22 protein-coding genes are annotated in these 25,822 nt (G+C 70.4%); 5 read left to right on the top strand and 17 right to left on the bottom strand.

Annotated elements, in window-relative coordinates; genetic code table 11:
• Positions 1 to 14: 14 nt before the first annotated feature.
• From H297_RS0113790 to H297_RS0113770, 5 genes are all read right to left on the bottom strand, one after another.
• Complete coding sequence (locus tag H297_RS0113790) at positions 15 to 971, bottom strand: amino acid ABC transporter permease (RefSeq protein WP_078514030.1); 957 nt, start codon at positions 969 to 971, stop codon at positions 15 to 17.
• Positions 968 to 1,612, bottom strand: coding sequence for an amino acid ABC transporter permease (locus H297_RS0113785; RefSeq protein ID WP_027737535.1), 645 nt, complete (start codon positions 1,610 to 1,612; stop codon positions 968 to 970). Before H297_RS0113785 ends, H297_RS0113790 begins: the two co-directional genes overlap by 4 nt.
• A 74-nt stretch (positions 1,613 to 1,686) precedes the next feature.
• Positions 1,687 to 2,583, bottom strand: coding sequence for a glutamate ABC transporter substrate-binding protein (locus H297_RS0113780; RefSeq protein ID WP_027737534.1), 897 nt, complete (start codon positions 2,581 to 2,583; stop codon positions 1,687 to 1,689).
• Positions 2,584 to 2,664: 81 nt separating this feature from the next.
• Entirely contained in the window at positions 2,665 to 3,417 is a 753-nt protein-coding gene (locus H297_RS0113775) for an amino acid ABC transporter ATP-binding protein (RefSeq protein WP_037794059.1), read from the bottom strand.
• 138 nt (positions 3,418 to 3,555) lie between these two features.
• Positions 3,556 to 3,996, bottom strand: a complete 441-nt coding sequence (locus H297_RS0113770) for a DUF6278 family protein (RefSeq protein ID WP_027737532.1) — start codon at positions 3,994 to 3,996, stop codon at positions 3,556 to 3,558.
• Between the two features lie 176 nt (positions 3,997 to 4,172).
• Here H297_RS0113770 and H297_RS0113765 point away from each other — a divergent pair, with 176 nt between their 5' ends.
• Positions 4,173 to 6,017 (top strand): SGNH/GDSL hydrolase family protein, encoded by a 1,845-nt coding sequence (locus H297_RS0113765; RefSeq protein ID WP_027737531.1) that lies wholly within the window; start codon positions 4,173 to 4,175, stop codon positions 6,015 to 6,017.
• A 124-nt stretch (positions 6,018 to 6,141) separates the two neighbouring features.
• On the opposite strand, the gene H297_RS0113760 is transcribed toward H297_RS0113765, so the two are convergent.
• Genes H297_RS0113760 through pcaDC form a run of 3 tightly spaced genes read right to left on the bottom strand, consistent with a single transcriptional unit; the run spans position 6,142 to position 8,949 of the window.
• Positions 6,142 to 6,921, bottom strand: coding sequence for an exodeoxyribonuclease III (locus H297_RS0113760; RefSeq protein ID WP_027737530.1), 780 nt, complete (start codon positions 6,919 to 6,921; stop codon positions 6,142 to 6,144).
• Positions 6,922 to 6,968: 47 nt separating this feature from the next.
• A complete protein-coding gene (locus H297_RS0113755; RefSeq protein ID WP_027737529.1) occupies positions 6,969 to 7,646 on the bottom strand; it encodes an MBL fold metallo-hydrolase in 678 nt (225 codons plus the stop codon).
• Positions 7,636 to 8,949, bottom strand: a complete 1,314-nt coding sequence (gene pcaDC / locus H297_RS0113750) for a bifunctional 3-oxoadipate enol-lactonase/4-carboxymuconolactone decarboxylase PcaDC (protein ID WP_027737528.1) — start codon at positions 8,947 to 8,949, stop codon at positions 7,636 to 7,638. The genes H297_RS0113755 and pcaDC overlap by 11 nt, the downstream gene beginning before the upstream one ends.
• A gap of 593 nt (positions 8,950 to 9,542) precedes the next feature.
• Here pcaDC and H297_RS0113745 point away from each other — a divergent pair.
• Entirely contained in the window at positions 9,543 to 9,836 is a 294-nt protein-coding gene (locus H297_RS0113745; RefSeq protein WP_027737527.1) for a hypothetical protein, read from the top strand.
• Between the two features lie 121 nt (positions 9,837 to 9,957).
• Here the strand turns inward: H297_RS0113745 and H297_RS0113740 are convergent, their stop codons facing one another.
• The gene (locus tag H297_RS0113740; RefSeq protein ID WP_027737526.1) at positions 9,958 to 10,461 is read right to left on the bottom strand and encodes an RICIN domain-containing protein; all 504 of its coding nucleotides are present in this window, start codon (positions 10,459 to 10,461) and stop codon (positions 9,958 to 9,960) included.
• A 752-nt stretch (positions 10,462 to 11,213) separates the two neighbouring features.
• Between H297_RS0113740 and H297_RS36235 the strand changes: the two genes are divergently transcribed.
• On the top strand, positions 11,214 to 11,606 hold the full coding sequence (locus H297_RS36235) for a hypothetical protein (RefSeq protein ID WP_158693674.1): 393 nt from the start codon (positions 11,214 to 11,216) through the stop codon (positions 11,604 to 11,606).
• 18 nt (positions 11,607 to 11,624) lie between these two features.
• Positions 11,625 to 12,302 (top strand): hypothetical protein, encoded by a 678-nt coding sequence (locus tag H297_RS0113730; protein WP_158693673.1) that lies wholly within the window; start codon positions 11,625 to 11,627, stop codon positions 12,300 to 12,302.
• 236 nt (positions 12,303 to 12,538) lie between these two features.
• Here the strand turns inward: H297_RS0113730 and H297_RS36230 are convergent, their stop codons facing one another.
• Complete coding sequence (locus tag H297_RS36230; RefSeq protein ID WP_051351812.1) at positions 12,539 to 13,312, bottom strand: LuxR C-terminal-related transcriptional regulator; 774 nt, start codon at positions 13,310 to 13,312, stop codon at positions 12,539 to 12,541.
• Between the two features lie 831 nt (positions 13,313 to 14,143).
• On the opposite strand from H297_RS36230, the gene H297_RS44230 reads away from it, so the two are divergent.
• Positions 14,144 to 14,461, top strand: coding sequence for a hypothetical protein (locus tag H297_RS44230; protein WP_486589507.1), 318 nt, complete (start codon positions 14,144 to 14,146; stop codon positions 14,459 to 14,461).
• Between the two features lie 91 nt (positions 14,462 to 14,552).
• Here H297_RS44230 and H297_RS0113710 read toward each other — a convergent pair whose 3' ends face one another.
• The 7 genes from H297_RS0113710 to H297_RS0113680 all read right to left on the bottom strand — a co-directional run bounded on the left by H297_RS0113710 (position 14,553) and on the right by H297_RS0113680 (position 25,754).
• Positions 14,553 to 15,107 carry a DUF4291 domain-containing protein gene (locus H297_RS0113710; protein ID WP_027737523.1) on the bottom strand — a complete coding sequence of 185 codons (555 nt, stop codon included), beginning with the start codon at positions 15,105 to 15,107 and terminating at the stop codon, positions 14,553 to 14,555.
• Positions 15,108 to 15,680: 573 nt separating this feature from the next.
• A complete protein-coding gene (locus H297_RS0113705) occupies positions 15,681 to 17,504 on the bottom strand; it encodes a sulfatase (protein WP_027737522.1) in 1,824 nt (607 codons plus the stop codon).
• Positions 17,501 to 19,405 (bottom strand): sugar-binding domain-containing protein, encoded by a 1,905-nt coding sequence (locus H297_RS36225; RefSeq protein WP_051351811.1) that lies wholly within the window; start codon positions 19,403 to 19,405, stop codon positions 17,501 to 17,503. The genes H297_RS0113705 and H297_RS36225 overlap by 4 nt, the downstream gene beginning before the upstream one ends.
• Positions 19,406 to 19,428: 23 nt before the next feature.
• Entirely contained in the window at positions 19,429 to 22,443 is a 3,015-nt protein-coding gene (locus tag H297_RS0113695) for an alpha-mannosidase (protein ID WP_037794131.1), read from the bottom strand.
• Positions 22,444 to 22,615: 172 nt separating this feature from the next.
• Positions 22,616 to 23,500, bottom strand: a complete 885-nt coding sequence (locus tag H297_RS0113690) for a carbohydrate ABC transporter permease (protein ID WP_027737520.1) — start codon at positions 23,498 to 23,500, stop codon at positions 22,616 to 22,618.
• Complete coding sequence (locus H297_RS0113685) at positions 23,500 to 24,411, bottom strand: carbohydrate ABC transporter permease (protein ID WP_027737519.1); 912 nt, start codon at positions 24,409 to 24,411, stop codon at positions 23,500 to 23,502. The genes H297_RS0113690 and H297_RS0113685 overlap by 1 nt, the downstream gene beginning before the upstream one ends.
• Positions 24,408 to 25,754: an ABC transporter substrate-binding protein gene (locus tag H297_RS0113680; protein WP_486589506.1), complete on the bottom strand. Its 1,347-nt coding sequence runs from the start codon at positions 25,752 to 25,754 to the stop codon at positions 24,408 to 24,410. The genes H297_RS0113685 and H297_RS0113680 overlap by 4 nt, the downstream gene beginning before the upstream one ends.
• Between the last annotated feature and the right edge of the window lie 68 nt (positions 25,755 to 25,822).

Raw genomic sequence — 25,822 nt, 5'->3', positions numbered from 1 at the left:
GGCCGGTGGGTGGCTCAGGGCCGGGCGCCCGGCATGGTGGACGCGGCTTCGGCAGGGGCGACGGCCACGGCCTCGTTCTTGGGGTTGCGGCGCTCCCGGCGGGCCACCCAGTTGGCGAAGGCGGACAGCAGCATGCACAGCCCGATGTAGAGGGCGGAGACGACGATGACCACCGGGATGAAGGGCATCGTGTAGTCCATGTTGATGGCGATCAGCCGTCCCGCGTGCAGGAACTCCTCGTAGGTGATGAGGAACCCCAGCGAGGTGTCCTTCAACGCGACCACGAGCTGGCTGATGATCGTCGGCAGCATGGCCCGCACCGCCTGCGGCACCAGGACGTACACCATGACCTGCGTCTTGCGCAGCCCCAGCGCGCACGCCGCCTCACGCTGGCCCCGGTCCACGGAGCGCACCCCGGAGCGGAAGACCTCCGCGAGCACGGAGCCGTTGTAGAGGGTCAGCCCGGCCACCAGCGCCGGCAGGGCCTGGACCTGGAGAGCGACGAACACGAAGAAGATCATCACCAGTACGGGCATGGCCCGGAAGAACTCCACCAGCACGGTGCTCACCCACCGCACCGGCCGGTGCTCCGAGAGCCGCCCCGCCGCCAGGAGGGCCCCGAGCGCCAGCGCGAGCACCGCTGCCATGGCGAACGCCTTCAGCGTGTTGCCGAGCCCGCTCAGCAGCAGTTCCTGCACCCCTTCGTAGGCGAAGGGACGCCATTTGACGTGCGCGAACTGCCCGGTGTCGAGCAGGAGCAGGACGACCCAGGCCAGCAGCGCGGCGAGGGCGGCGGCGGTGAGGACTCCGTACAGCGAGTGCCGGGCCCGGGCCCTGGGCCCGGGGATGTCGTAGAGCGCGGAGGAGGACGCCGGTCCGGTCCGGCCACCGCGCCCCCGCAGCAGGGTGGCCAGTCCGGACGGGCCCGGAGAGCCGGTCGGGTCCTGGGAGGGGGGCGGCGGCGTGGTCATCGGGTCACCCCCCAGCGGCGCTCCAGCACGTGGAACAGTCCGCTGATCGCGAGGGTCAAAATCAGATAGCCGAGCGCGATCCACAGGAAGCTCCACACGACGCTGTAGCCGTTCTCGCTGAGCGTCTTGTAGGTGCTCAGCAGTTCGACGACGCTGAAGGAGCCGGCGATCGCGGAGTTCTTCGCCAGCGCGATGAGGGTGGAGCCGATGGGGGCGATGACGGAGCGGAAGGCCTGCGGCAGCACGATGCTGCCCAGCGTCTGGCCGAAGGTCATGCCCAGGCTGCGGGCCGCCTCGCCCTGGCCGAGCGGCACGGTGTTGATGCCGGAGCGCACGGCCTCGCAGATGAAGGCGGAGGTGTAGCAGCCCAGCGCGAGCACCGCGAACAGCTCGAACGGCAGCGCCACTCCGAAGCGCGGCAGACCCAGCAGCATGGCGAAGAACAGCAGGGTGAGGGGCGTGTTGCGCAGCACCGTCACCCAGGCGGTGCCCACCCCGCGCAGGGCCGCGACGGGCGCCACCCGGAAGCCCGCCATCAGCACGCCGACGACGAGCGCCAGCAGCGAGGCGTAGATCGTCAGCCGTACGGTCCCCCAGAAGCCCTCCCCGTAGAGGGCGAAGTTCTGCGTCAGTACGTCCATGGCAGCCGCTGGGTTCCTCTCAGCTCGTCGGGGGTCCGCGTCGAAAGCGGTCGTCTCGGCCGCCGTCCGTCGTCTCAGCCCGCAAGGGAGCGGTCGATACGGGGCGGCTCTGGGGCGGGGGCGCCGGAGAGGCCGAGCGTGACGTCGTAGGCCCGTTTCCAGTCGCCGTTCCTCTCCCGGGCCGCGAGGGCGTCGTCGAGGGCGCGGGCGAGCGCGTGGTCCGAGCGGGGGACGCCGATGCCGTAGGGCTCCGTCGAGAAGGCCTTGCCGACGACCTTGAGGTGGCCGGGGTCCTTGGCGGCGTAGCCCAGCAGGATGGTGTCGTCGGTGGTGACGGCGGCGACCTGGTCGTTGAGGAGGTTGTCGACGCAGATGGCGTAGCTGTCGTAGGCGACGGCCACGGCGCGCGGGTAGTCGGTCTGGATGCGCTGGAGCGGGGTGGAGCCGACGGCGGAGCAGATCTTCTGCCCCGCCATGTCCTGCGGGCCCTTGATGCGCCGCTCGTCCTTGCGGACCAGCAGCCGCTGCCCGGCGACGTAATAGGGCCCGGCGAATCCGACGAGCTTCCGACGGCCCGGGTTGATGGTGTAGGTGCCGACGTAGTAGTCGATCTGACCGTTCTGCAGGGCCGTCTCGCGGTTTGCGGAGGCGATGGCCTTGTACTCGATCTGCCGGTCGGGGTCGAAGCCGAGCGAGGCGGCCAGCATCTCGGCGATCTCGATGTCGAACCCGGTGTAGACGCCGGTGGCGGGGTTCTTCTCCCCCATGCCGGGCTGGTCCTCCTTGACGCCGACGGTCAGCTTGCCGCGCTGCTTCGCGCTCTTCCAGGTGGGCGAGCCGGGGAGGGAGAAGTCCTCGTCCACCGCGTAGTGCGGCAGCGCACCGGGTTGCGGTCCCCGTGCGGGCGGGCTGCCGGGCACCCCGCAGGCCGTCACGGCGCAGGCGGCGGCGAGGAGGACGGCAGTCAGGATGCTCCGCGGTGGCGGGAGCGGCCCGCGGCGTCGGCGGGCGGAAAGGCACGAGAGGGTGGACGTACGCACGGTGACCGCCTCTCAGTGCTTGAGGATCTTGGAGAGGAAGTCCTTGGCGCGCTCGCTGCGGGGCTCGGTGAAGAACTCCTCCGGGGCCCGGTCCTCGACGATCTGGCCGTCGGCCATGAACACCACGCGGTTGGCCGCCGATCGGGCGAAGCCCATCTCGTGGGTGACCACGACCATCGTCATGCCGTCGCGGGCGAGTTGCTGCATGACCTCCAGCACCTCGCTGATCATCTCCGGGTCCAGGGCCGAGGTCGGCTCGTCGAACAGCAGCGCCTGCGGGTCCATGGCCAGGGCGCGGGCGATGGCCACCCGCTGCTGCTGGCCGCCGGAGAGCTGCGCCGGGTACTTGTGCGCGTGTTCGAGCAGGCCGACGCGGTGCAGGAGCTCGCGGGCCCGCCGCTCGGCCTCGTCCTTCTTCCTGCCGCGCGCCTTGACGGGGGCGAGGGCCACGTTGGCCAGGGCGGTCTTGTGGGCGAAGAGGTTGAAGGACTGGAAGACCATGCCGACCTCCGTCCGCAGCCGGGCCAGTTCCCTGCCCTCCGCGGGGAGCGGACGGCCGGCAAGGGAGATGCTGCCGGAGCCGACGGTCTCCAGCCGGTTGATGGTGCGGCACAGGGTGGACTTGCCGGAGCCGGAGGGGCCGATCACGACCACGACCTCACCGCGTCCCACGGTGAGGTCGACGTCCTTGAGCACGTGGAGCGCGCCGTAGTGCTTGTTGACTCCGCGCATCTCGATCAGCGGTTCCAGGGGCGACGGTTCCATAGGGCATGGAAACTATCGGGCCGAATGGGTCACTACCGGGATGACACGCAGCAAGGGGTTACAACAGGGAGGGTGGTACCTCACGCCCCGTCAGCCACCGCGCCGGTCACGCCGTCGGCCGCACCGCGCGGTGGGCCGTCAGCTCTCGCTGGCCTCCGCGTACGCCTGCGAGAGCTCCGGCGAGCCGGTCTCGGCCCAGGTGGTGCCCTCGGCCAGTACGTCGACCTCCCGCCCGGACGGCAGCCGCACCATCAGCCGCCCGTCGGACCAGCGCACCCACGTGGCCCCCGGCACCGCCCGCACCAGCACGGTGCCCAGGTAGAGCCCGGCGTCCGTCCCCAGCCACGGCGCGACATCCGGGTCCTCGCGCCAGTGCGGCAACAACTGGTCGAGCGCGGTCAACGACTCGACGCTGTCGTCGAGTTCGATCCCGGCGGCCCGGGCCTGCTCGCGCAGCAGTTCGCATTCGGCGAGAAGTTCCGCCGCGCCGGACTGATCGCCCGGCAGCTCGCCGGTCACCGCCGCCCCTTCGGCATCCGGGTGGGGCTTGCGCCAGTTGTCCAGAAAGGGGAAGTGCATGCCCATCAGCGTGGCATTCTCGCCGCCCCGGGCACCATAGGCGCGCGGTGCCACCGGCCCACCCGGTTGGGCCTTCCGACACCTTGACGACGTGTCAGGGCCTCCCTGACTTCACCCCGCCTCGGTCGAATCCGAAGGTGCCCACACCGCTGACGGAGTTTCACGAGAGGGCAAACGTGCGCAGACGTACCTGGATCAGATCCCTCACCGTCCTGCTGACCGCCGCGACCGCCACCGTCCCGACCCTGACCGCCACCGCCACCGCCACCGCGCAGGCCACCGCCGCGCACCGGGCCGCCGCGCCCGACCGGGGGCCGCTCCCCCTGGAGCAGCTCTACGACAACCGCGCCGTCAGCGACGACGCGAAGCCGGACGCGGCCGACTTCGACGGCGCGGGCCGCTCCCTGTCGGCACAGGACCTGACGGCCGCCGGGTGGTCTCCCGGTGCCCGGCTCGACCTGGACGCCGCCCCGCTGCGCCGGCCCGACCGCGCCCCCGGACGCCCCGACAACGTGCGCGCCGACGGCCAGCAGGTGCAGGCCGGTGGCCGCGGCAACGCCCTGTCCTTCCTGGTGGCCGCCACCTCACCGCACGGCCCCGCCGGCACCGTCAGCGGCCAGGGCACCGTCCACTACCGGGACGGCTCCCGCAGCACCTACACCCTCACCGCCGGCGACTGGCGCGGCGGGCCGCTCGCCACCAAGGCCGTCGCCCTCCCCCACCTCAACACCCGGCAGGGCGACCAGGTGGCGGAGAAGGCGCGCCTGTACGCGGTCACCGTCCCGCTGCAGCGCGGCCGTCAGGTCGCCTCCGTCACGTTGCCGAAGGACCCGGGTGCCGACGCGGACCTGCACGTCTTCGACCTCGCCGTCCGCCCCGAGACCACCGGCTGGACGGGGAGCTGGGCCGCGAGCACCGGCGGCTACACCGGTGTCGGCATGTGGCGGGACCAGACGCTGCGGCTGGTCGTGCACACCTCGGCCGGTGGACCGCAGGCCCGTATCCGCCTGGAGAACACCTTCGCCGCCCGCCCCGTGCGCATCGGGCACGCCTCCCTCGCTATCCGGAAGGACGGCGCCACCGCGCAGGGCCGCCCGGTGCCGCTCACCTTCGACGGCGGACAGGCCGCGACCCGTATCCCGGCAGGCGCCAGGGCGGTCAGCGACCCGGTCGGCTTCGACGTTCCCGCGGACACCGACCTGCTGGTCAGCATCCATCTGCCGGACCCGGTCAGTGCCGCGCCGGTGCACAGCGAGGCCGTCCAGCGCTCCTACCTGAGCGAGGCCGGCAGCGGCGACCGTACCGGGGACGCGGCCGCCGGGGCCTTCACCCGTTCACTGTCGATGTGGCCGTTCCTGACGGGCGTCGACGTCAAGGGCGGGCCCGGTTCCGTCGTCGCCCTCGGCGACTCCATCACGGACGGTGTCCACTCCACCGAAAGCGCCAACCGGCGCTGGCCGAACGTGCTGGCGAGCAGGCTGCTCCAGCAGCAGGACGTGCCGCGCTTCGGCGTCCTCAACCACGGCATCTCCGCCAACCGCGTCGTCAGCGACCGCTACCCGGGCGACGGCATCAGCACCGACACGGCCGGGGTGAGCGCCCAGCACCGGCTGGAGCGGGACGTCCTCGCACAGACGAACGCCCGCACCGTGGTGCTCTTCGAAGGCATCAACGACGTGCGCTGGGGCGCCACCGCCGAGGAGGTCGTCGCGGGGATGAAGGCCGTCGCCGCACAGGCCCGCGCCCGGGGGCTGCGCGTCGTCGGTGCCACCGTCACCCCCTGCGAGGGCTACAAGGACTGCACGGCCGACGTGGACGCGCGGCGGGAGAAGGTGAACGCATTCGTACGGCGGAGCGGCGGCTCCTTCGACGCCGTCCTGGACTTCGACAAGGTCGTACGGGACCCGGCACGCCCCGCACGAATGCTGCCCAAGTACGACTCCGGCGACCATCTGCACCCCGGTGACACGGGGCTGCGGGCCCTCGGCGACTCGGTCGATCTGCGGGCCCTGGCCGGCTGAGGCAGGCCGCGGGCCCCGCCCCCCCGGGCGGGGCCCGCGCCGGGCCGTGCGCACGGCCCACCGCGCTACCGTGCGCCCCCCGGGGCGTCCCGGCACCCGCCCGGAGGCGCGCCGGGACGCCCGCTCACAGCTCCAGGTCGACGACGACCGGCGCGTGGTCGGAGGCGCCCTTGCCCTTGCGCGCCTCGCGGTCCACATAGGCGTCCGCGACCGCGCCGGTGAATGCCTCGTTGCCGTAGACGAGGTCGATCCGCATGCCCCGGTTCTTGGGGAAGCAGAGCTGGCGGTAGTCCCAGTAGGTGAAGGGCACGTCGTACTTGAGCGGGCGCGGGTACACGTCCGAGACGCCCGCGGCCTCCAGTGCGGCGAGGGCCTCGCGCTCCCGGGCGGTCACATGCGTGGACGCCTCGAACTGGGTGATGTCGTGCACGTCCTCGTCCGTCGGCGCGATGTTGAAGTCGCCGAGCGCCGCGAAGGGCGTCGAGGCGGAGGCGAACTTCTCCGCGGCATCCCGCAGCGCCGCCAGCCACTGGAGCTTGTACTCGTAGTGGGGGTGGCCGATCTCACGCCCGTTGGGCACATACAGGGACCACACCCGCACCCCGCCGCAGGTGGCGGCCGCCGCGCGGGCCTCGACGGTGCCCTCCCACTCGGGCGCGCCGGGCAGGCTGAGGGCCGGATCCTCGATGCCGACGCGGGAGAGGACGGCGACGCCGTTCCAGCGGCCCTGCGCGCTGACGACCGACTCGTAGCCCAGGGCCCGCAGCTCCTGCTGCGGATAGGCGTCGTCGGAGACCTTCAGCTCCTGCAGGCACAGCACGTCGGGCTGCGCCGTCTCCAGCCACTGCGTGAGGCGGGGCAGGCGTGCTGTTATCGAGTTGACGTTCCAGGTGGCGATACGCATGCAGACTCCGTCGGGACCTTCGGGGGCGTCCCCCCGGAGCATGCAGGCTACCGCGTCAGTGAGACACGGTCCCCGGGTGCGAGGTGCTCGTGCGCCGCGCCACCCGTTCCGGGGCCGGCCGCACCCAGCATCCGGCCGAGGACGCCGAGCCCGTTGCCGTTCAGGAGCCCGTCGTGGATGTCGTACACCTGGGCGGGGCTGACGGCCCGGACGTAGTCGAGGATCTCGGAGAACTTGTTCCAGGGCGCGTGCAGCGGCAGCAGCAGGGTGCGTACGGGCCGCTCGGGCACCGTGAGGGCGTCGCCGGGGTGGAAGACCAGGCCGTCGACGACGAAGCCGATGTTGGTGATCCGCGGGATGTCGGGGTGGATGACGGCGTGCAGCTCGCCGTGCACCTCGATCCGGAATCCGGCGGCCTCGAACGTGTCACCGTGGCCGACCGTGTGGACGCGCCCCGGGAAGGCGCCGGTGAGCTGGTCGGCGACGCTGCGCAGCGTCCAGATCTCCGCCTCCGGGTTGGCCTCCATCGCGGCACGCAGCCGCAGCTCGTCGAAGTGGTCGGGGTGCTCGTGGGTGACCAGCAGCGCGTCGGCGCCCAGCGCGGCCTCCTGCTCGCTGAAACCGCCCGGGTCGATGACCAGGGTGCGGCCCTCCTTGTGCAGGCGGACGCAGGAGTGGCCGTGCTTGGTGAGCTTGAGCGGGGTGTCGTGTCCGTCAGTTCCCATGGGGCCCATTCTCCTCCGCAGCGGCGGCCGCGGCCCTGCGGTCCTCCGGCGTGGTCTCCTCGCGGATGACGCGCTGGGCGACGGCGAAGGCCGAGTTGGCGGCGGGCACACCGCAGTAGACGGCGGTCTGGAGCAGCACCTCCTTGATCTCGTGCGGCGTCAGCCCGTTGCGCAGCGCCGCGCGGGTGTGGAAGGCGAGCTCGTCGTAGTGGCCGCGGGCCACCAGCGCGGTCAGGGTGATCACCGAGCGGGTGCGGCGGTCGATGCCGTTACGGGTCCACACCTCGCCCCAGGTGTAGCGGGTGACGAAGTGCTGGAAGTCGTCGGTGAAGGCGTCGGAGTTCTCGGTGGCCCGGTCGACGTGGGCGTCGCCCAGCACCTCACGGCGCACCTTCATGCCCGCGTCGTAGGCGTCGGTGCGCAGGGCGGCAGCCTGGCCGGACTCCAGCTCGGCGACGGCCGAGGCCTGCGGCGGGACAGGGGCGATGACGGGCGCGGGGGCGGGCGGCCCGGCAGCGGACTCCTGCCAGGTGGTGGTGAAGTGCCGGATGAGCAGGTCGGTGACGGCGCCCGGCTGCTCGACGGGCGTCAGGTGGGAGGCGCCGGGCACGATGGCCAGCCGGGCGTCGGGGATCCCGGCGACCAGGGCGCGGGCCTCGGCGGGCGGGGTGACCTGGTCCTCCGCGCCGGCCACCACGAGGGTGCCCACCCCTATCCGGTCGAGGGAGGCCTTCACGTCGAAGGAGGCCAGCGCCTCGCAGGCGGCGATGTAGCAGCCGGGGTCGGTGGTGCGGACCATCTGGACGGCCCACTCGACGATGGCGGGCTGTGCGGTGGCGAAGGCGGGGGTGAACCAGTGGTCGGGGGTGGTGCGGGCGATCGGGTCGAGCCCGTTGGTGCGGATGACCACGCCGCGCTGCCGCCAGCTGTCGGGGGTGCCGAACCGCGGGGAGGAGGAGATCAGTGCCAGCGAGGTGACCCGCTGGGGGGCGCGCAGGGCGAGCTGGATCCCGATGGCGCCGCCGAGGGCGCAGCCCGCGTAGCCGAAGCGTTCGATACCCAGCGTGTCGAGGGTGGCCAGGAGCCGCTCGGCGAAAGCGTCGGCCGAGTCGGCCGAGTAGGCCGGTGAACCGCCGTGCCCGGGCAGGTCGAAGCGGAGCACCCGCCAGTGCCGGGTGAGTTCCGGGATCTGCCGGTCCCACATGTGCCATGTGGTACCCAGTGAGGGACCCAAGACCAGGACAGGAGCGTCTCCTGACCCGTCAGAGCGGTATTGCAGGGTGTTCCGTGGTGTCTCACTCACCCGCCTGACCCTCTCATCTGTCACGAGATGTCACATCGCCGGGGTGGCGTGATGAGCCCCACCCCGCTCCGGCGCTCCCGGACCGGCCGATGAGTGTATAGGCCGCCGGCCGGAGACGCGTGACCGTCTCCGCAAGGGCTCCACGAGTCCGCCTCCTGTTCGCCATCTGCCCGGCAGACCGCTGAGGACGCACGCTCGGTCCTCGGGGTCGCTCGCGATCCGGGCGGCGGCCCGGGCGATCTCGTCAGGGGCGGCCGCACGGCGACGGGCGCTGGAGAACGCGCCGTGCGGGGCCGGAGGACAGGGCCATCCTGCCGGGCACCGTCCCGCACGGGTGCGGCGCACACGGGTGCGGCGCATTCGTCTCGGGCGCGTGGGCGACCGTCACGCCCCTACGTACAACTACGCATGGCACATGGGTTGACTGATCGGCAGGATGGCAGCCGGAAAGAGGAGAAAGCGACATCACGTGCCTGTTGCCGGGACCGCGCACTGTCCGCCTGACCGGGCCACCCTCGCGCAGGCAGACCGGCCGACCCGCCTCGTGAGCGGCGCCTTTCCTCGACCATGCGCCACAGGTAAGGAGCTTCAGCATGCGTAAGTTCGCAGTTCGCATCGCGGCGCCCGTAGCCGTCGCCGCCGCCCTCGCCACCACTCCGCTGCTGACCGGAACGGCTCACGCGGGAGCCGTGTGCACGGTCACCACCCCGACCGCACCGCTGTACGCGGAACCGAAGCTGACCGGCGCGACCGTCGGCGTGCTGCACTCAGGAACCCAGGTCGCAGCAACCGAGGCCAATGCGGGCATGTGGCGGGTATCGCATGCGGACAACGGCAACCACCTCGGCTACATGGCGAAGGAAGACGTGAACTGCGGCTGGGGCTGACAGAAGAAGGAACGTCGTCTCCCCTCGGCAGGACCGTGCGTTGATCCGCGCATGACCGGCCTGATCGAGGTGACCGGCCACACCGGCGCAGGTCCGGTGTGGCCGGTCGTGCGCGGTCAGGTCAAGTGTTGCGCTCCACCACCTTGAAGAACTGCGTCAGGTACGGCTGGAAGGGCAGCAGGTACAGGTGCAGGTCGACGTTGTTGAGCGGTGAGACGGCCACGGAGAGGTCCTCGGCCGGGTGCAGGCTGAAGCTGCCGTACAGCCCGGACGGCTGGACGCGCCATTTCTGGCCGGTGGGGTAGAGGGATCCGGAGAGGACGACCTTCTTGTAGTTCAGGCCGGAGGCACCGAGGGTCAGTTCGCGGCCGGAGTCGGCGTTGGTGATGGTGTAGGTGCCGTCCCAGTGGGCCCGGAACCGCCACTGTTCGCCGAGGGTGTTGGCGTTGTCCCGGTCGTGGAAGAGATGAGTGTGACCGTTCTCCCCACCGGCGAAGCCCTCGCTGTTGAGATGCAGCGAACTGGCCAGGTGGTCGATCCACACGTTCCGTTCCAGGGGGATGTTGAGGGCGGGGGCCTCCTGAGCGGTCGCTTGCGGGGCCTCGGACGCACGAACCTCGGTCATGGCAGATCTCCTTGTGTCGTCAGGTTTTCGATGCGTGCGATTGGTGCGGTGACGACCTCGTGGCGCTCCTCTGTGCTGTCCACTCGCTTCCGCCGGCCACCGGGGCTCGCGACGGCTGGGGGCGGCGGAGGCTCCACCCCTCCCAGCGGCGGTCGACAGACCGGACGGAAAGCCGCCCCTGTCCGCGGGCACGCCGGATCAGGCCGCGTCGAGCGTGCCCGATGTGGAGAAAGAAGAGAGTTGAGTGAGCGGACCGGGAACGGTCTTCACCTTGCGCACACAGAAGTGCATGCCCTTGCGGCTGTCATGGACACTCGCGCTCGCCCGAACGAGGGATATAAGACATATGAGCTGTCATTTCAGTGCGCGGCACGCCGCTGGACCGTCTGCCTGCACGGCCCGAACACCCGTGAAAGCCGCGTGGGTTGAGCATTCCGACTTGCCCGCGTAACCCGCCGCCGTACGGGCCGGTCCCGCTCGTCTCGCTCGACGCCTGAACGACGGCTCACCCCCAGTCGTCCCGAAGAACCTGTCGAGCACCGCGCTCTCCCATCCGGCACGTCGGCGCCATCCGGCCCGTCGGCGCGACCGACCGGCTGCCCCGCCGCCGGTCGGAGTGGAGTGAGCCGGGCACCCGTCGACGGCTGCGACCAGGGCATGCATACGCACTTGTACGTACTGGCGGACTGTCCCGCTGCGCGGAGGGGCGCCTCTGCCCTAAAATGGTCACCGCTTTCAAGGTTTTGTGTTCCGTGGCAGCTCAGGCTCTCTTCACATGTGACGAGCTTGCGTCTTTCGTCGAATTGACGCCGGTCAACCGTTCGTTTAGCTTCGCCTTCATGAATGGCAGGAGAAGTCAACAGGAGCGGCACCAAGGCCGGTCGTCGCGGGGGATTTTCACGACCACACTGACAGGGCAGTGGCTCGTCGTCATCTTTTTCCTCGCAGCATTCGCGACCCTTTCCCGCTGGCATGAAGGGACGCCCTTCTGGCTCGGCTCGTTGGTGGGCCTGCTGGCTGTAGCGGGCCTGTTCGTACAATTCGACTCCGTCGCGAATTGGCGACGGGGGCTGCTCTGCACGCTCGCGCTCATTCTGGGATTCCTGTTCCTGCTGCTGTTCATCGTCTGCCTCTTCACCAGCTAACGCATCACCGGGAGAATAATGTCCTCCATAGTTCCCCTGGCATTCCTGCTCATCCTGCTCATATTCGTGGCGGCAATCGTCGTAGCGGTGGCGGGGCGGCGAAAGGTGGTGCGCAACCTCGCGCTGGTGTCCGCCTACTGCCGTCAGCACGGGTGGCAGCAGGTGCGGCCCGACCGGGACATCAATGCCCGCACCCTGTTGCTCTACCAGGCCACGGGCACCACTCGACTGCGGATCCAGGCGCAGTACGCCGGTCAGCACCGGGGGGTGTCCTTCCAGGCCGCACAGGTCGCCCGTCCTCCCAGGCCGGGGCGGGTGACAGCGCAGTGGGTCTCCGTCGTCCTGCTGCCCCGCCCCGTCCCCGGGCCGCGGGTCCAGTTGGCCAAGCGCGGTCTGTCGACGGCGAACTTCCTGAGCGGGAGGGCCGTGATCGACAACGGTCCGTTCGACGCGACGTTCCATGTCTCCGCCGAGGACGAGATGTTCGCACGTGCCGTACTGCACCCCGGGCTGGCCGGGTCGCTGTGCGGAGACCCCCGGGCCCTGGACAGCGTGCTGGCTTTCGAACAGCACAACCTCGTCGCGCTGCGGCACGGGCAGCTCACTCCCGAGAAGCTGCAGGCCATGCTCGACCTTCTCGTGGACATCGGCTCAGCCGTGGACTGGCGGACGGCTCCCGCCCCCCGCCCGTACTGAGCACCCGGCCGGGCGCCCTCCAGAGCCTTTTCGTCCGGATCAGACCGTCGGCGCACGGCACTGCGTCCGCCCGCTCGAACAGGACGTTTGAGCGGGCAGTCGGGCAGTCGTCAGCTACCAGGCTCGATCCGCCCCACTGCGCACGTGTCAACCGCACACCTGGACCAAAAACGGGCTGATCCGAACGGAATGGCCTGGTGCGTCCCGAGGCGGTCGCATGGTCCGTCGGGCAGGCTCTAGGCGGGCTCGCCCAGCAGGCCCATGGCCTGTGCCTGGAGGATCGCTTCGACCCGGTCCCGCGTGCCGAGCTTCTTGTAGAGGTTCTGCGTGTGTTTGTGCACGGTGCGTGGCGACACCCCCAGGCGCCTGGCGATGGCCTTCGCCGGCAGCGCCTCGGCCAGCAGTGCGAGCACGGTGAGCTCACGCGCCGTGAGGTTCACCTCGCGTGAGCGGTGCACGACGGCTTGGCCGTGCCGACTGCGGATCCGGGACATCACCCGGTCGTGCGCGTCGACGGCTGACAGCAGGGGCTGGGCGCGCCTCGCGAACTCCCGGTGCCCGGCGCGGAAGGGGACCGGCCGGTAGACGACCAGGCTCCGCAGCACGCCGTCGCTGCGCGCCCACGGAACGGCCAGGACGTTGTCCGCGTCGAAGTAGTGCCGGGCGACGGAGCGGGCCGCGCTGTCCCGCCAGCGGACCCGGCCGGTCACCTCGTCGGCGGTGCGCGGCGTGCTGTCGGAACAGCCGCTGTAGTGGGCGATGAGGGGGTTCTTGGCCCGCACCGATTCCTTCGACAGGTCGTGCACCAGCTTTCCCGGCATGCGGGACGGTGCCCAGGCGACCGGTGTTGCCCCGCCCTGCCGGATGTCGGTGACCGTGAGCGCGGCTGCGTCGAGTGCCTCGGCCAGTGTTTCGGCGATCGTTGCCCACGGGGAGGCGTCGGCGCTCTCTTCCAGCACCTGTATCGCGAGCTCCAGCAGGTGGGCGTCACCCGCGTTCCTCAGTGCCACGGTGCCTTACTGTCCTTCCAGCGGGAACGCTGCGCACGTCGGCCCTGGACTCGGGGCCCGGCCCGGGACGTGTGGGAGGCTCGGTGCGCCGACGGCCGGTTCCCGCACGTGCTCACGTTCTCCGGCGGCGACGGCCTGGGCCGGCGTGCCGTCGTCGGGCCAGCATAAGACACCGTGCGGGGGCCGTGCCCGGCCTGTGGCTCAGGTCGCATCCGGCTGGGCGTGCCGCAACCGGACACCGACGGCGAGAGCGGCGGAGGCCGGGCTGAGGAAGGCGGCGGCCGTCGCGCCCATGTCGGCCGCGCCGGGCCTCGTCCGGAGGAGTGCAGGGCCGGTGGCCTCGGGCACAGTGGACGAGCGGGGAGACGTACTCGCGGACGTGGTGGGCGTGGCCGGTCGTCGGATCAGTGCCGTGGTCGCCGGTGCCACGAGGCGGTCGCCGGGGCCTGAAGGGGGAGCGGCGACCCGAGGTGGTCGACGATCCGGTGGCCCGCCGACCTGGTGACGCCGAACAGCGGGGCGAGTCGGTCGCAGGGTGAGGTCGGTGTGCCGGTACACGGTCACCGAAAGTGACGGGACCGCTTCCCAGGGCTGCGTTTCAACCCGTGGGCGGCCTGGGTGCGTGGCTCGCATACTGGTGCCATGAGTTCGGTTTCCGCGCACCACCGGTTCCGGGACCCCCGGAGCACGAAGTACGACTTCCTCACGTCGATTCTCGTGTGCTGCCCCGGCTGCGGGAAGGTCGCGCACGTTGTACCGGCACCGGACCCGTCCGGGGTGCACGACCAGGACCTCTTCGCACGGAGGCGCCTGGTGTGTCGGAGCTGCGGGATGGCGAAGGAGCGGAGCCGCAGCGGTGCGGCCTTGCACCGGGACCGGCATGCGCCGGCGACGGACCCGTACTTCGGCGTGCGTCTTCGGCTCCAGGCCGAGACCCGGCACGGGTGGGTGTGGGCCTACGACCTGGAACACCTGGACCTGATCAGACGATTCGTACAGGCACCGCTGCGTGAAGGGATTCCCTGGCACGAGCAGAGCCGGAGGATGACCGTGGTGGCGCGTCTGCCCGCATGGATGCAGCAGGCCAGGAACCGTGACGAGGTGCTGCGGGCCATCGCCCGCATCCACGCGTCACTGCTGCGCACCTGACCTCGTCCCCCACGTCGTCGACGGGGCGTTGCCGGGGCTGCCCACAGCCCCGGCAAAGCGCGCACTTCCCGCACACACCCCGGATCGTCGTTCATGGTCCGGCGTCTTCCAGGTGCGGCGGCGTGGGGTAAGGGCGCTCCGCAGGAAACAGCCGACGAGCCTTGGCGGCCTGCCCGGTCTGTATCAGTCTGGAGGCTTTACGGACCTGGGGGGTGAGATCGGTGAGGCTGACGATCCAGTCGTCGGTGAACGTGCGGATCAGGTGACGACCGATGCCGACCTGGATGCTGTAGTGATTCAGGGCCGCTCCACGCGGCGAGCGCTCCGGGTCCCACTGCACATGTACAGCCGCCTGGGCCGCCGCCGGGTCGGCGGTTGTCAGCACGGCCTGGGACAGGGCCTCCTCCCAGCCCTCCCTGGTGATCCGTACCGCGAGCACACGTTCCTGGCCGGGCTTGCGGGCCCAGTTGCTGCGGTGCATCAGCCACATGAACGACGGCTTGATCCACGTCATGCGGTGGAACGAGAACGGTGCGACGAAGCGGCCCGCCCGCAGCGCCGCGTCAGCGATGGCGGAGGAGTACGCCTGATAGACCACGATCGTGCGAGCGTCGTAGTCGGCACGGATCTGGTACGGAGGCGTCATACGTCGCACTGTGTCATTCGGCCCGTCGGCGTGGCCAGCCGATTCTGCCTCACCGCCCCGGAGTCGGTGCGCATGTGGTGCTCGGTGTCGCCCACGGGTCTTCTCCGCGCGACAGGCACCGCCCCTCTCCCGAACGCTCGTGCCGACCCGCGACAGGAGTCGCCGCAATCTCGGCAGTCATGCGTCCGCTGACATGTGAAGACGTGGGCGTACACGAGCGGGCGGCACATGCTCACCGTGAGGCACAACCCCGCCCGGGGAACGTGCTCCGCCCCGGAGAGATGCTCTGCCTCGGGGAACGTGCTCCGCCTCGGGGAACGGCCTCGGCCCGGGAGGCACGCGCGGCGCGGAAGTAGGCCTTGACCGGGGAGGGACATCGGCACCACCGCGGTCAGCACAGCGCCTACGTGCACCGTACGGCTGGTGCCGGACCCGCGACGGCGACCTTGCTGCCCGGTCGGCACTCCCTTCCAGGCAGGCCGGGCACGCGGCTCGGGCATCGGACGTCGGGCAGGCGTACGCGGCGCAGGCCGGTCCCCTGCCGTTCTCGGCGCTCTTCCGGGGAAGCCGACGTCAGTCCTCCTGCCGGTCGGCTCCGGTGGGAAAGAGGCGCGCCAGTTCGTGCGCGAGACCGGTCAGCTGGTCGCGGTCGGGTCGACCGGTGGCGGCGGCCAGTTGCAGCAGCGACACCGAGCCCCGCACCGTCAGCAACTCGGAGTCGGTGATGCCGGGCACGAAACGGCGCACCGCCTCCACGGCCACCGGATCGGACAGCAGCACGGCCAGCGGCGTACGCAGTCCCAGCCTGCCCTCGGGGAACTCGTCGGCCCGCGGCGCAGGGCCCAACGCCGCCGCCTGCCGCGGCTGTGCCCGGTGCGCGGCGACCTGAAGGTGTGCCGTGGTCACCTGCTCCGGCTCCCGGGGCAGGCCGAGGCGTTCGTACTGGTCCGGTGGAGCGTCGCCGTCCCGGAGCTGCTCCACCAGCAACCGGATCATGCGCAGCTCCACCTCGTCGTCCACGACAGGCCGCTCCTGCCCGGGGTCGTCGGCCAGGTCGTACAGCAGCGCACCGAACCGTGACGGGTCGAAGCCGGGTGCTGTCCTGGCAGGGACCCGCAGCGTGCGGACGCCCTTGGTGAAGTCGAAGGGTTCCGCCAGTTCGGCGTCGGCCAGCTCGGCGGGGGTGAAGCGGCCCCGTCCGTGTGTGGGCATCAGCGTGTGCTCGTGGAGGGGCTGGTTCGTCGCGTCGTGGCAGGAGCGCATGTAGACCCAGCGGCCGTCGGTGATGTTGACATGGCCGCCGAACATGCCGAAGACCGCGGATTCTCGCAGCGGTGCGTCGCCCGGGGAGCTGTCGGTGGCTTCGCCCAGGGGGCGGCCCTGCATGTCGGGGGTACGGTCGACGCCGAAGAATTCCAGCAGCGTCGGGGCGATGTCGATGGTCTGGACGAGGCCGGCATGGCGGCTGCCGGCGTGCGTGGGCCGCCGCGGGTCCCACACGAACAGGGGGATGTGCGCCAGCTCGTTGTACCAGGGCTGGACGAGCTTGCCCCACCAGCCCTTCTCCCCCAGCAGCAGGCCGTGGTCGGTGCAGACGATCAGCAGGGTGTCGTCCCACAGGCCGTACTCGTCCATGGCGTCCAGCACCCGCCCCAGCGAGTGGTCGCACATGGACAGCAGCGCCGCGTACTCGAAGCGTGCGTGGGTGGCCTGCTCATCGGTCTCGGTGACCTTGGTGTAGTCGGGCCAGTCGAAGTGCGGCCCTTCGTAGTCGTGCGGATAGAGGTCTTTGTAGTTCTTGTGCGAGAAGAAGGGCTCGTGCGGGTCGAAGGTCTCGATCTGCACGAACCATGCGTCCTGGTCACGGTTGACGCGCAGGAACTCCAGGCCCGCATCGAACGTGAGCGTCTGCGGGTGCTTCTCCTCGGTGTCCATGTGCGCACGGTTCACCCAGTCCTGGCGCCACAGGTCGTTCCGGTTGCTGTGCAGGTCCTCGGGCGGGAGCGGGTCGGCCACCTGTCCTTTCCAGGCGTCGCCCTCCTGGCCCCGGAAGAATTCCCACGTGTTGTAGCGCCCGTGGTAGGTGGCGCCGCCGTCCTCCCAGTAGTGCTGGTGGTCACTGACCAGGTGGGTGTACACACCGTGCTGCTTGAGGAGTTCCGGCATGGAGTCGTCGAACGGCTCCAGCGGGCCCCAACTCCGGTGCAGGAAGTTGTGCCTGCCCGTGTGCAGTTCGCGACGCGCCGGCATGCAGGGCATCGACCCTACGTAGCATTTGTCGTAGGTGGTGGAGACGGCAGCCAGCCGCGCGAAGTTGGGGGCGTGCACCCAGTCCGCGCCGTAAGGAGGCAGCATGTGCCGGTTCAGGCTGTCGAACATGACCATGATGGCCTTCATGCGCGGCCTCCTTCCGTCGAGCGTGACCCTCCCCCGCCGTCCGCGGCGTCGCTGCGCACCCGCCGCGGCCCTGCGTCGGCCTCGATGGCCGCAGGGCGGAGTTGAGCCGCACGGATGCGCTCGACATCGAATTTCGCCGATCGGTCGAATCCGAAGATGCCGTTCTGTTCCTGGAAGACGTCGGTCAACTGTGTGTAGCAGTAACCGAACATGTCCGGGTGGTCGAGCAGCACACCGACAAGTCCCGCGAACCGGGTGTGGAACTCCTCGACGCTGCGTACGCGGTCGCCGTACCCCCACGATCCGGTGGCCGTCTGCGGTCGCCCGGCCTCGGCAGGATTCCACCAGATGCCGCCGAACTCGCTGACGAAGAAGGGCTGTCCGCGGTAGCCGATGGACCAGGACTCGCCCGTGGTGTCCGACCGGTTCACGTAGGGCTCGCCGTCGGAGAGGGCCCGGTGGGCGGCGGCGAAGGCGTCCGGATCCTGTTCGTAGTCGTGGCTGTCGAACACGTCGGACTCGGCGACCCGGTGTGCGTAACCGGAGGTGTCGAGGACGGGCCGGGAGGTGTCGTGGGCCTTGGTGGCCAGGAACATGGCGCGCATCACGTCGTCGAGCGCGGTGATCCGGTCGCCGTAGTCCTGCCAGGTCTCGTTCATCGGGCACCAGCCGATGATCGCCGGATGGGAGTGGTCCCGTTCGAGCACCTCCAGCCATTCCTGGACGTACGACGCGTCCGGCCGCTGATTGGTGGTCTGGCCCTCGCCGGTGTTGCAGCCCCAGTCGCCGAACTCGCCCCACACCAGGTAGCCCAACCGGTCGGCGTGGTAGAGGTAGCGCTCCTCGAAGACCTTCTGGTGCAGCCGCGCACCGTTGAAACCGGCCGCCTGGCTGAGCTCGATGTCCCGCACCAGGGCGGCGTCGCTGGGCGCGGTCATCAGCCCGTCGGGGTAGTAGCCCTGGTCCAGCACCAGTCGCTGGAAGACGACGTCGCCGTTGATCCGGATCTGCTTGCCGGTGAGGGCGACGCTGCGCAGCCCGGCGTACGACTCGACCGTGTCGACGACCCGCCCGTCCGGGTCCCGCAACTCGACGACGAGGCCGTAGAGATGCGGGTCGGACGGTGACCACAGCCGGATCCGCTCGGGTGGCAGTACCAGGCTCAGCCGGGGGGTGAGGTCGAGGTCGGCGCGTACGGTGCCGCTGACCACGTCGCCTGCGTCGTCGCTGACGCGGATGTGCACCGCGCCACCGGGCAGGTTCGCCGAGAGCGGCACCTCGACGTCCAGCGCTCCTGCCGCGACGTTCGGTGTGATGCGGGGGCGGCGGACGGCGGTCTGCGGGACCGGTTCCATCCAGACGGTCTGCCAGATCCCGGTGGTACGCCAGTACTTGGCCGCACGCGGGGTGTAGGGCACCGACTGCTTCCCCCGGGCCTGCGGCGCCTCGGGGTCGTCGCGGGCCCGGACGACGAGCGGCACCGGCACCCCTGCGGGGGCGGCGTCGGTGATGTCGAGGCTGAAGCCGGAGAAACCGCCCCGGTGCCGGCCGACCTCGGTTCCGTTCACCCACACCGTCGCGTCGTGATCGACCGCGCCGAAGTGCAGCAGCACACGGTCCCCCGCCCACTGCTGCGGGACGGTGACCGTACGGCGGTACCACACCGCCCGCATGAAGTCCTGCTCCCCGATGCCCGACAGGTCGGACTCCGGTGCGAACGGCACAGTGATCGCACCGGACAGCTCCCGCTCGGCCAGTCCGCGCTCCCGGCCGGTGTCGGACCGGTCGGTCTCGAAGCCCCACCTTCCGTTGAGGTTCAGCCAACGGTCACGCCGGAACTGCGGCCGCGGATACTCCGGCCGGGGCGGATCGGACAGGTCAACGCCGGGTTCGGCCGACATCGGGACCACCTTTCGTCGGGCTCTCAGGCGACCGGGTCGCGGAAGCGAAGTGTGAGCAGTTCGAACGGGCGCAGTTCCAGGGCGACCTCGCTCCCCGGCGTCGTCCCCCGGACGGCCCCGCCGTCCACGGGACGCTCCAGCAGATCGGTGGCGAGGGCCTCGCTCCAGGAGAACCGGGTGCGCACGGTCGCGCGGGAGCGGTTCCCGTGTGCCTCGTACAGGCGCACGACCAGATCCCCCGAGCGGTCCTCTGCGAGCTTGACGCTCTCCACCACGACGGCCCGATCGGAGACCTCCAGCAGCGGCTCCGCCGTGGCACCGGGCGCCGTGCGCAGGGGAAGCTGCAGCGCGTACCCGTCCGCGACGGCGTCGGGGATCCCTCCGGGACGGAGGCTGACGGAGAAGGCGTGCCGCCCCTGGTCCGCCGACGGGTCCGGATAGCGCGGCGCGCGCAGCAGCGACAGCCGCACCGTCGTCATCGGGCGGCCGCCCGGCCCCTGCGCGTTGCGGATGTCGTGTCCGTAGACCACGTCGTTGGCGAGGGCGACGCCGTAGCCGGGTTCGCCGACATGCACCCACCGGTGCGCGACGGTCTCGAACCGGGCGGCGTCCCAGGAGGTGTTCTGGTGGATCGGCCGGTGCAGGTGACCGAACTGGATCTCGGAGGTGGAGCGGTCCGTCCTGATGTCCAGCGGAAAGGCGAGCTTGAGCAGTTTCTGCGACTCGTGCCAGTCGATGTCGAAGGAGTAGGTGAGCTTGCCTTCGGACAGCCGGACGGACATGGTGATCACGGTCTCGCCGCGCTGGTGCCGCACCACCACCGCATCGTCGGCGATGCCGACCGACACCGGTTCGACGAGGTCACACCCGCTGCGCTTGTCCTCGTCGTTGATGTCCCACGCGTCCCACTCCCGCGGTGTGTCGCGGAAGAGCTGGAGGACGCCTCCGGCGACGCCCGGCGGCAGCAGCTCCCGCTCGGCGACCGGGTCGAGGACCGAGACGAGCGTGCCGCGCCCGTCGATCTCGACGTGCAGCCGCCCGTCGTCGAGCACGAACCGGTCGTCCACCTGGACCGGGACGGCTGCCGGGGGTATCGAGGCGGGTCCGACGCCCCCGGCCGGAACGCCGTGCAGCGGGTACGGTCCCGCGTTGGCCGCGACGAGGCCCGCGCCGTCGTCGCCGCTGCCCCGGCCGTCGGCGCCGGCGCCGGTGCGACCGGTGTCGCCGCCGAGCGCGTCGAGTGCGGCCGTCACGAGGGAGCGCAGTTCGGCGGTCACACGGTCGTAGTCCCGCTCGGCGTCCTGGTGCACCCAGGCGATCGAGGTGCCCGGCAGGATGTCGTGGAACTGGAGCAGCAGCACCGTCTCCCAGATCCGCCGCAACGCGTCGTACGGATAGGGGGCTCCGCTGCGCAGGGCGGCGGTCGCCGCCCACAGCTCGGCCTCCCGGAGCAGGGCCTCGCTGTGCCGGTTGCCCCGCTTGCTGCGCGCCTGCGAGATCAGCGTGCCGCGGTGCAGTTCGAGGTACATCTCGCCGACCCACACGGGCGGCGTGGGCAGTTCGGCCTCGGCGGCGCGGAAGAAGCTGTCCGGATCGTCCATCCGCACCCGCGGCGATCCGTCCAGATCGTGCTTGCGTGCGGCCGCTGCCAGCATCTCCCTGGTGGGACCGCCACCGCCGTCGCCCCATCCGTACAGTCCCAGTACGTGGCGTGCCGCGCCCTTCTGCCGGAACGTCCGCTCGGTGCGCGCGAGGTCGGCGGCGCCCAGGTCGGAGTTGTAGGTCTCGGCGGGCGGGAAGTGGGTGAACAGCCGGGAGCCGTCGATGCCTTCCCACTGGAAGCTGGAGTGGGGCATCGCGTTGGTCTCGTTCCAGGACGGTTTCTGGGTGAGGAAGTAGCGGGCGCCCGCCGCCCTGGCGATCTGCGGCAGCGCGGCCGTGTACCCGAAGGAGTCGGGCAGCCACACCTCCTCGCTGTCCACCCCGAACTCCTCGGCGAAGAAGCGTTTGCCGAGCACGAACTGACGGGCCAGGGCCTCACCCGAGGGCATGTTGGTGTCGGACTCGACCCACATGCCGCCGACGGGACGGATGACGCCCGCGGCCACCGCCGCTCTGACCCGTTCGAACAGGCGCGGCTGGTGTTCCTTGAGCCAGGCGTACTGCTGCGCCGACGAGGCGGCGAACACGAACTCGGGGTGGCTGTCGCTGAGTTCCAGCACGTTGGCGAACGTCCGCGCCACCTTCCGCACGGTTTCCCGTACCGGCCACAGCCAGGCGCAGTCGATGTGGGCGTGCCCGACAGCGGAGACGATCAGCGAGCTGTCGGCCGCGCGGCCCGCCAGGACGGGGGCGAGGACCTCCCGGCCGCGCGCCGCCGTGCCCGCCACGTCCTCGGGGTCCATGACGTCGACCATGCGCTCCAGCGCGTACACGATCTCGGCGCGCCGCGAGCCCTGCTGGGGAAGGACGTCGACCAGCCCGTCGAGAGTGACGACGTCCTGAAGGAGGTCCCACACCTGCCGGTCGCGCGAGGCGACCGACAGCTCGGTGAGGCGGTAGAGCGGCTCGTCACCCGCGGTCGCCTTGTCACCCAGCGCCGTGGGCTCGTACTCGTAGGGCACCTGGACGATCGGGTTCGCAGCCGCCTCGATCAGCAGCCGGAAGGGGCCGGGCTCCGGGAGGGGCACCCAGGAGTTGTAGGGCTCGATCGCTTTGACGATCTCTCCGTCCGGGCGGTACACCATCGCCTCGGCCTGGAAGCCCGGCTGGTCCCCTGTGAAGCCCAGGTCGACGACGAGTTCGGCCTGCCCACCGGCCCACTCCGCCGGTACCTCGCCGCAGACCTCGAACCAGGTCGTGTCCCAGGGCCTGCCCCACAGACGGCCGAGTGCGAAGGGCTCGAACGGCTTGTTCACCGCCTCGGCGAACGGCACAGGCTCGCCCCCGACCGTCCACGCGGCGATCCGGACGGGGCGGGTGGCACGGTAAAGGGCAGGCCGGATCCGGAACGTGGTGAACCGTCGGACCCGCTGCATCGCCAGTGCGGTGGCGTCGAGTTGCACCCGGCCATGCGGATTGTCGTCAGCCAAGAGAGCGTCTCCTCTTACGTACTGCTGGTCGTGCTGGGGCTTGTGTGCGTCGGTCGCTTCGGGCAGGGGCAGGGTGCGGCGGCCCCTCGCCATGGGGGACCGAGGGGGCGCGGGGGTGTCAGGCCTTGACGGCACCGCCGAGGCTCGACCGCATCAGGTGCCGCCGCAGGAAGAGGTACAGCACGGCGGGCGGCGCCATGTAGACGACGGCGCTGGCGGCGAGTACGCCCCAGTCGACCTGGTTGAAGGCGGTGAACGAGCGGAACAGTCCGATCGAGAGCGGGTAGAGGTCGGGCGACTGCAACAGCACGAGCGGGGTGAGGAAGTCACCCCACACGGCCATGAACGTCAGCATCGCGGCGGCGCCGAGCCCCGGGCCGACCAGCGGCAGGATGACCCGGCGGATCGCGCCGAAGCGGCTGCTGCCGTCGAGCCACGCCGCCTCCTCCAGCTCGAACGGGATGGCGTCGATGGTCCCCTTCAGCAGCCACAGCGTGATCGGCAGCGCCGCCGAGGCCTCGACCAGGATCAGTCCGAGATAGCTGTCGTCCAGCTCGATCTTCACCATCAGCAGGTACAGGGCGACGATGGTGGCGGGCGGCGGGATCACCCGGATCAGCAGGATCGCGAACATGAAGGTCCTGCGTCCGCGGAACCGGTAGCGGGACAGCGCGTAGGCCCCGAGAACTCCGCAGGCCAGATCGAGCGCGGTCGCGGCGAACGAGACGATGACGCTGTTCAGGAACAGCCGCGGGGTGGCGCCGTCGGTGAAGAACCGGGCGAAGTTGTCCAGCGTGAACGCCGGAAGGCCGACCGTGGGCCCCCCGTCGGCGTCGACGGCCGTGAGCACGACCCAGGCGAACGGTACGACGCAGAACAGTGCCAGCAGCACCATCAGTACGTACTGCAGCGCGCGCTGCACCACCGCCCACAGCGGCGTGCGACGGCGCGGACCGGCAGGTGCGGCGGCCCCTCCGGGCTCGACGGTTGTCGTGGCCGCCATCAGACCTCCACCTTGGCCAGCCGGGCGTAGGTCATGCCCAGGATCGTCAGCAGGATGAGCAGGATCACGGAGGCGGCACTGCCCAGGCCGATCTGGGAGTACTTGAAGGCGCTCTGGAAGATCTGGATGGAGGCGATCTCCGTGTCCTGGCCCGGGCCGCCCTGGGTCAGGAAGTAGACCAGGCCGAAGACGCCCACGGTGGTGATGGTGGTGAGCAGCAGGTAGAGGAAGACCGGACCGCGGATGAGGGGCAGGGTGATGTGCCGGAAGATCTGGAGGGCGCTCGCACCGTCCATCCGCGAGGCCTCGATCAGCTCGTCGGGCACATCCTCCAGCGCCGCCTGGAACATGATCATGGCGAACGCGATACCGCGCCAGACGTTGATGAGGATCACCGATGCCATCGGGTACTCCTGCAACGGTGCCGCGGCGCCCGATCCGAACACCCCCAGCAGCCGGTTGAACGTGCTGTCGCTCTCGGAGGAGAGCACGCTCGCCCAGGTCAACGAGGCGACCACCTCGGGCACCACCATCGGCAGGAGCATCAGCGCACCGAACAGGCCCTTGCCGCGCAGCCACTTCTGGCGCAGCAGCAGTGCGGCGAGCATGCCGAGCACCGTCTGCCCGATGATCGCCGACCAGAACACGAACTCCGCCGTACGGCCGAGCGATCCGAGGAAGTCCTTGGAGCCGAGCAGGTTCCGGAAGTTCTCCAGCCCGACGAACTGCGGGTCACGCGCGGCGAATCCGGTCAGCTGTGTGTCGGTGAGACCCAGATAGACGCCGTAGGCGGCCGGGGCGACCACGAAGAGCGCGATCAGCAGGACGGAGGGGCCCAGCAGCAGGGGCAGCGCGGCACGGTCCCGCCGGCGGCGAGCCGTACGGGCGGCCAGGGCCTTGGACGTGCTCATTTCGCCACCCGGGTGCTGCCGAGCAGCTCCTCGGCCTCCTCGGCGAAGGCGTCGGCAGCCTGGCTGCCGTCGGCCTCGCCGGACACGATCTTCGCCGTCGCGCCCTGGACCGCCTGGGAGACCCGGTCCTCTCCGTCACCCAGTGGTGGCTGGATGCTGGACTTCAGCTTCTCCTCCGTCCGGAGCAACGACGGCTCGTTCCGGTAAGGGGCGGTGTGGGAGAGCCCCTTGCGCGGGGAGACGGCGCCCACCGCTGCCAGCTGCTTGGCCAGTGCCTTGCCGGAACTCAGCCACTTTGCGAGCTCGACAGCGGCGTCGGGGTGCGCGGCGTCGGCGTTGACGCTGTAGCCGAAGCCACCGCCGCTGATCGGGGCGGGCTCGGTTCCCGGCACCAGAGCCGGATAGTCCCACGTGCCGATCCGCTTGCGGGAGTTCTTGACGGGCGCAGCCCCCTCGGGGCCCCAGTCGTACTTCCATCCCCAACTGCCCTGGGCCGCCACCGGGAGTGTGCCTTCGGGGAACTTCTGGTACTTCGTCGGCTCCCACGGGTTCGGGTTCTGCAGGTCGCGCACCGGGAGCAGCTTCGCCTTGACGAGGTCCGCGTACAGGTCGAAGGTGGCCGACAGGCCCTTGCTCCGCAGCTTCCACTTCCCCGACTTCTCGTCGTACAGGGTGCTGCCGGTACCGGCCACGACGGGAAGCAGACCTTCGGACCACGATCCGTCGCCCCAGGCGGTTCCGGCGGGAAGCACGATCGGGGCCTCGCCGGTCTTGGCACGGACCTGCTTCAGCCTGGCGACCAGCTCGTGCCAGGTGCGCGGCTGCGAGGTGTCGATGCCCAGCCTCTTCAGTACGTCCTTGCGGTAGAAGAGGCTCTGCACACTCGCTTCGTGCGGGACGGAGTAGTAACTGCCGTCCCGCTGCCGTGCGCCGTCCTTCACCGACGGGTAGTACTCGCCCCAGCCGTCCCACGCGTGCAGGTACTTGTCGAGCTTCAGCAGATAGCCGGCGCCGGCCATGCCGGTCACGTTGCTGCCGCCCATGTCCACCACGTCCGGTGCCGTGCCGGAGTAGAACTGCTGCGTGATCTTGGTCTTGAACTGGTCGTCGGTCAGGATGTCCGTGACGACCTCCACCTTGACGTCTCGCCCTTTTTTGGCCATTGCCCTCTCGAACTCCGGTACGAGGTCCTTGACGACATCGGCGCGGGCCTCCTGGTACTGCAGCAGCTTGACGGTTACAGGGCCGTCCTCGCCGGAAGCCGAACAGGCCGTGAGTGCCCCTGCCAGCAGCATTCCGGCCGCGACAGCGGCTGGGACACGGTTGCGCCGCATGGTCAGCATGGTCACCTCTCCTGGCCGTGGTTCCGGTCCATGCTTTTATCAAACGGATTGGATAAAGTTCGGTGATG

Source organism: Streptomyces sp. CNT360 (genome assembly GCF_000424785.1).
Note: the sequence above shows the minus strand (reverse complement) of the source record. Positions and strands in the feature narration are given on the sequence as shown.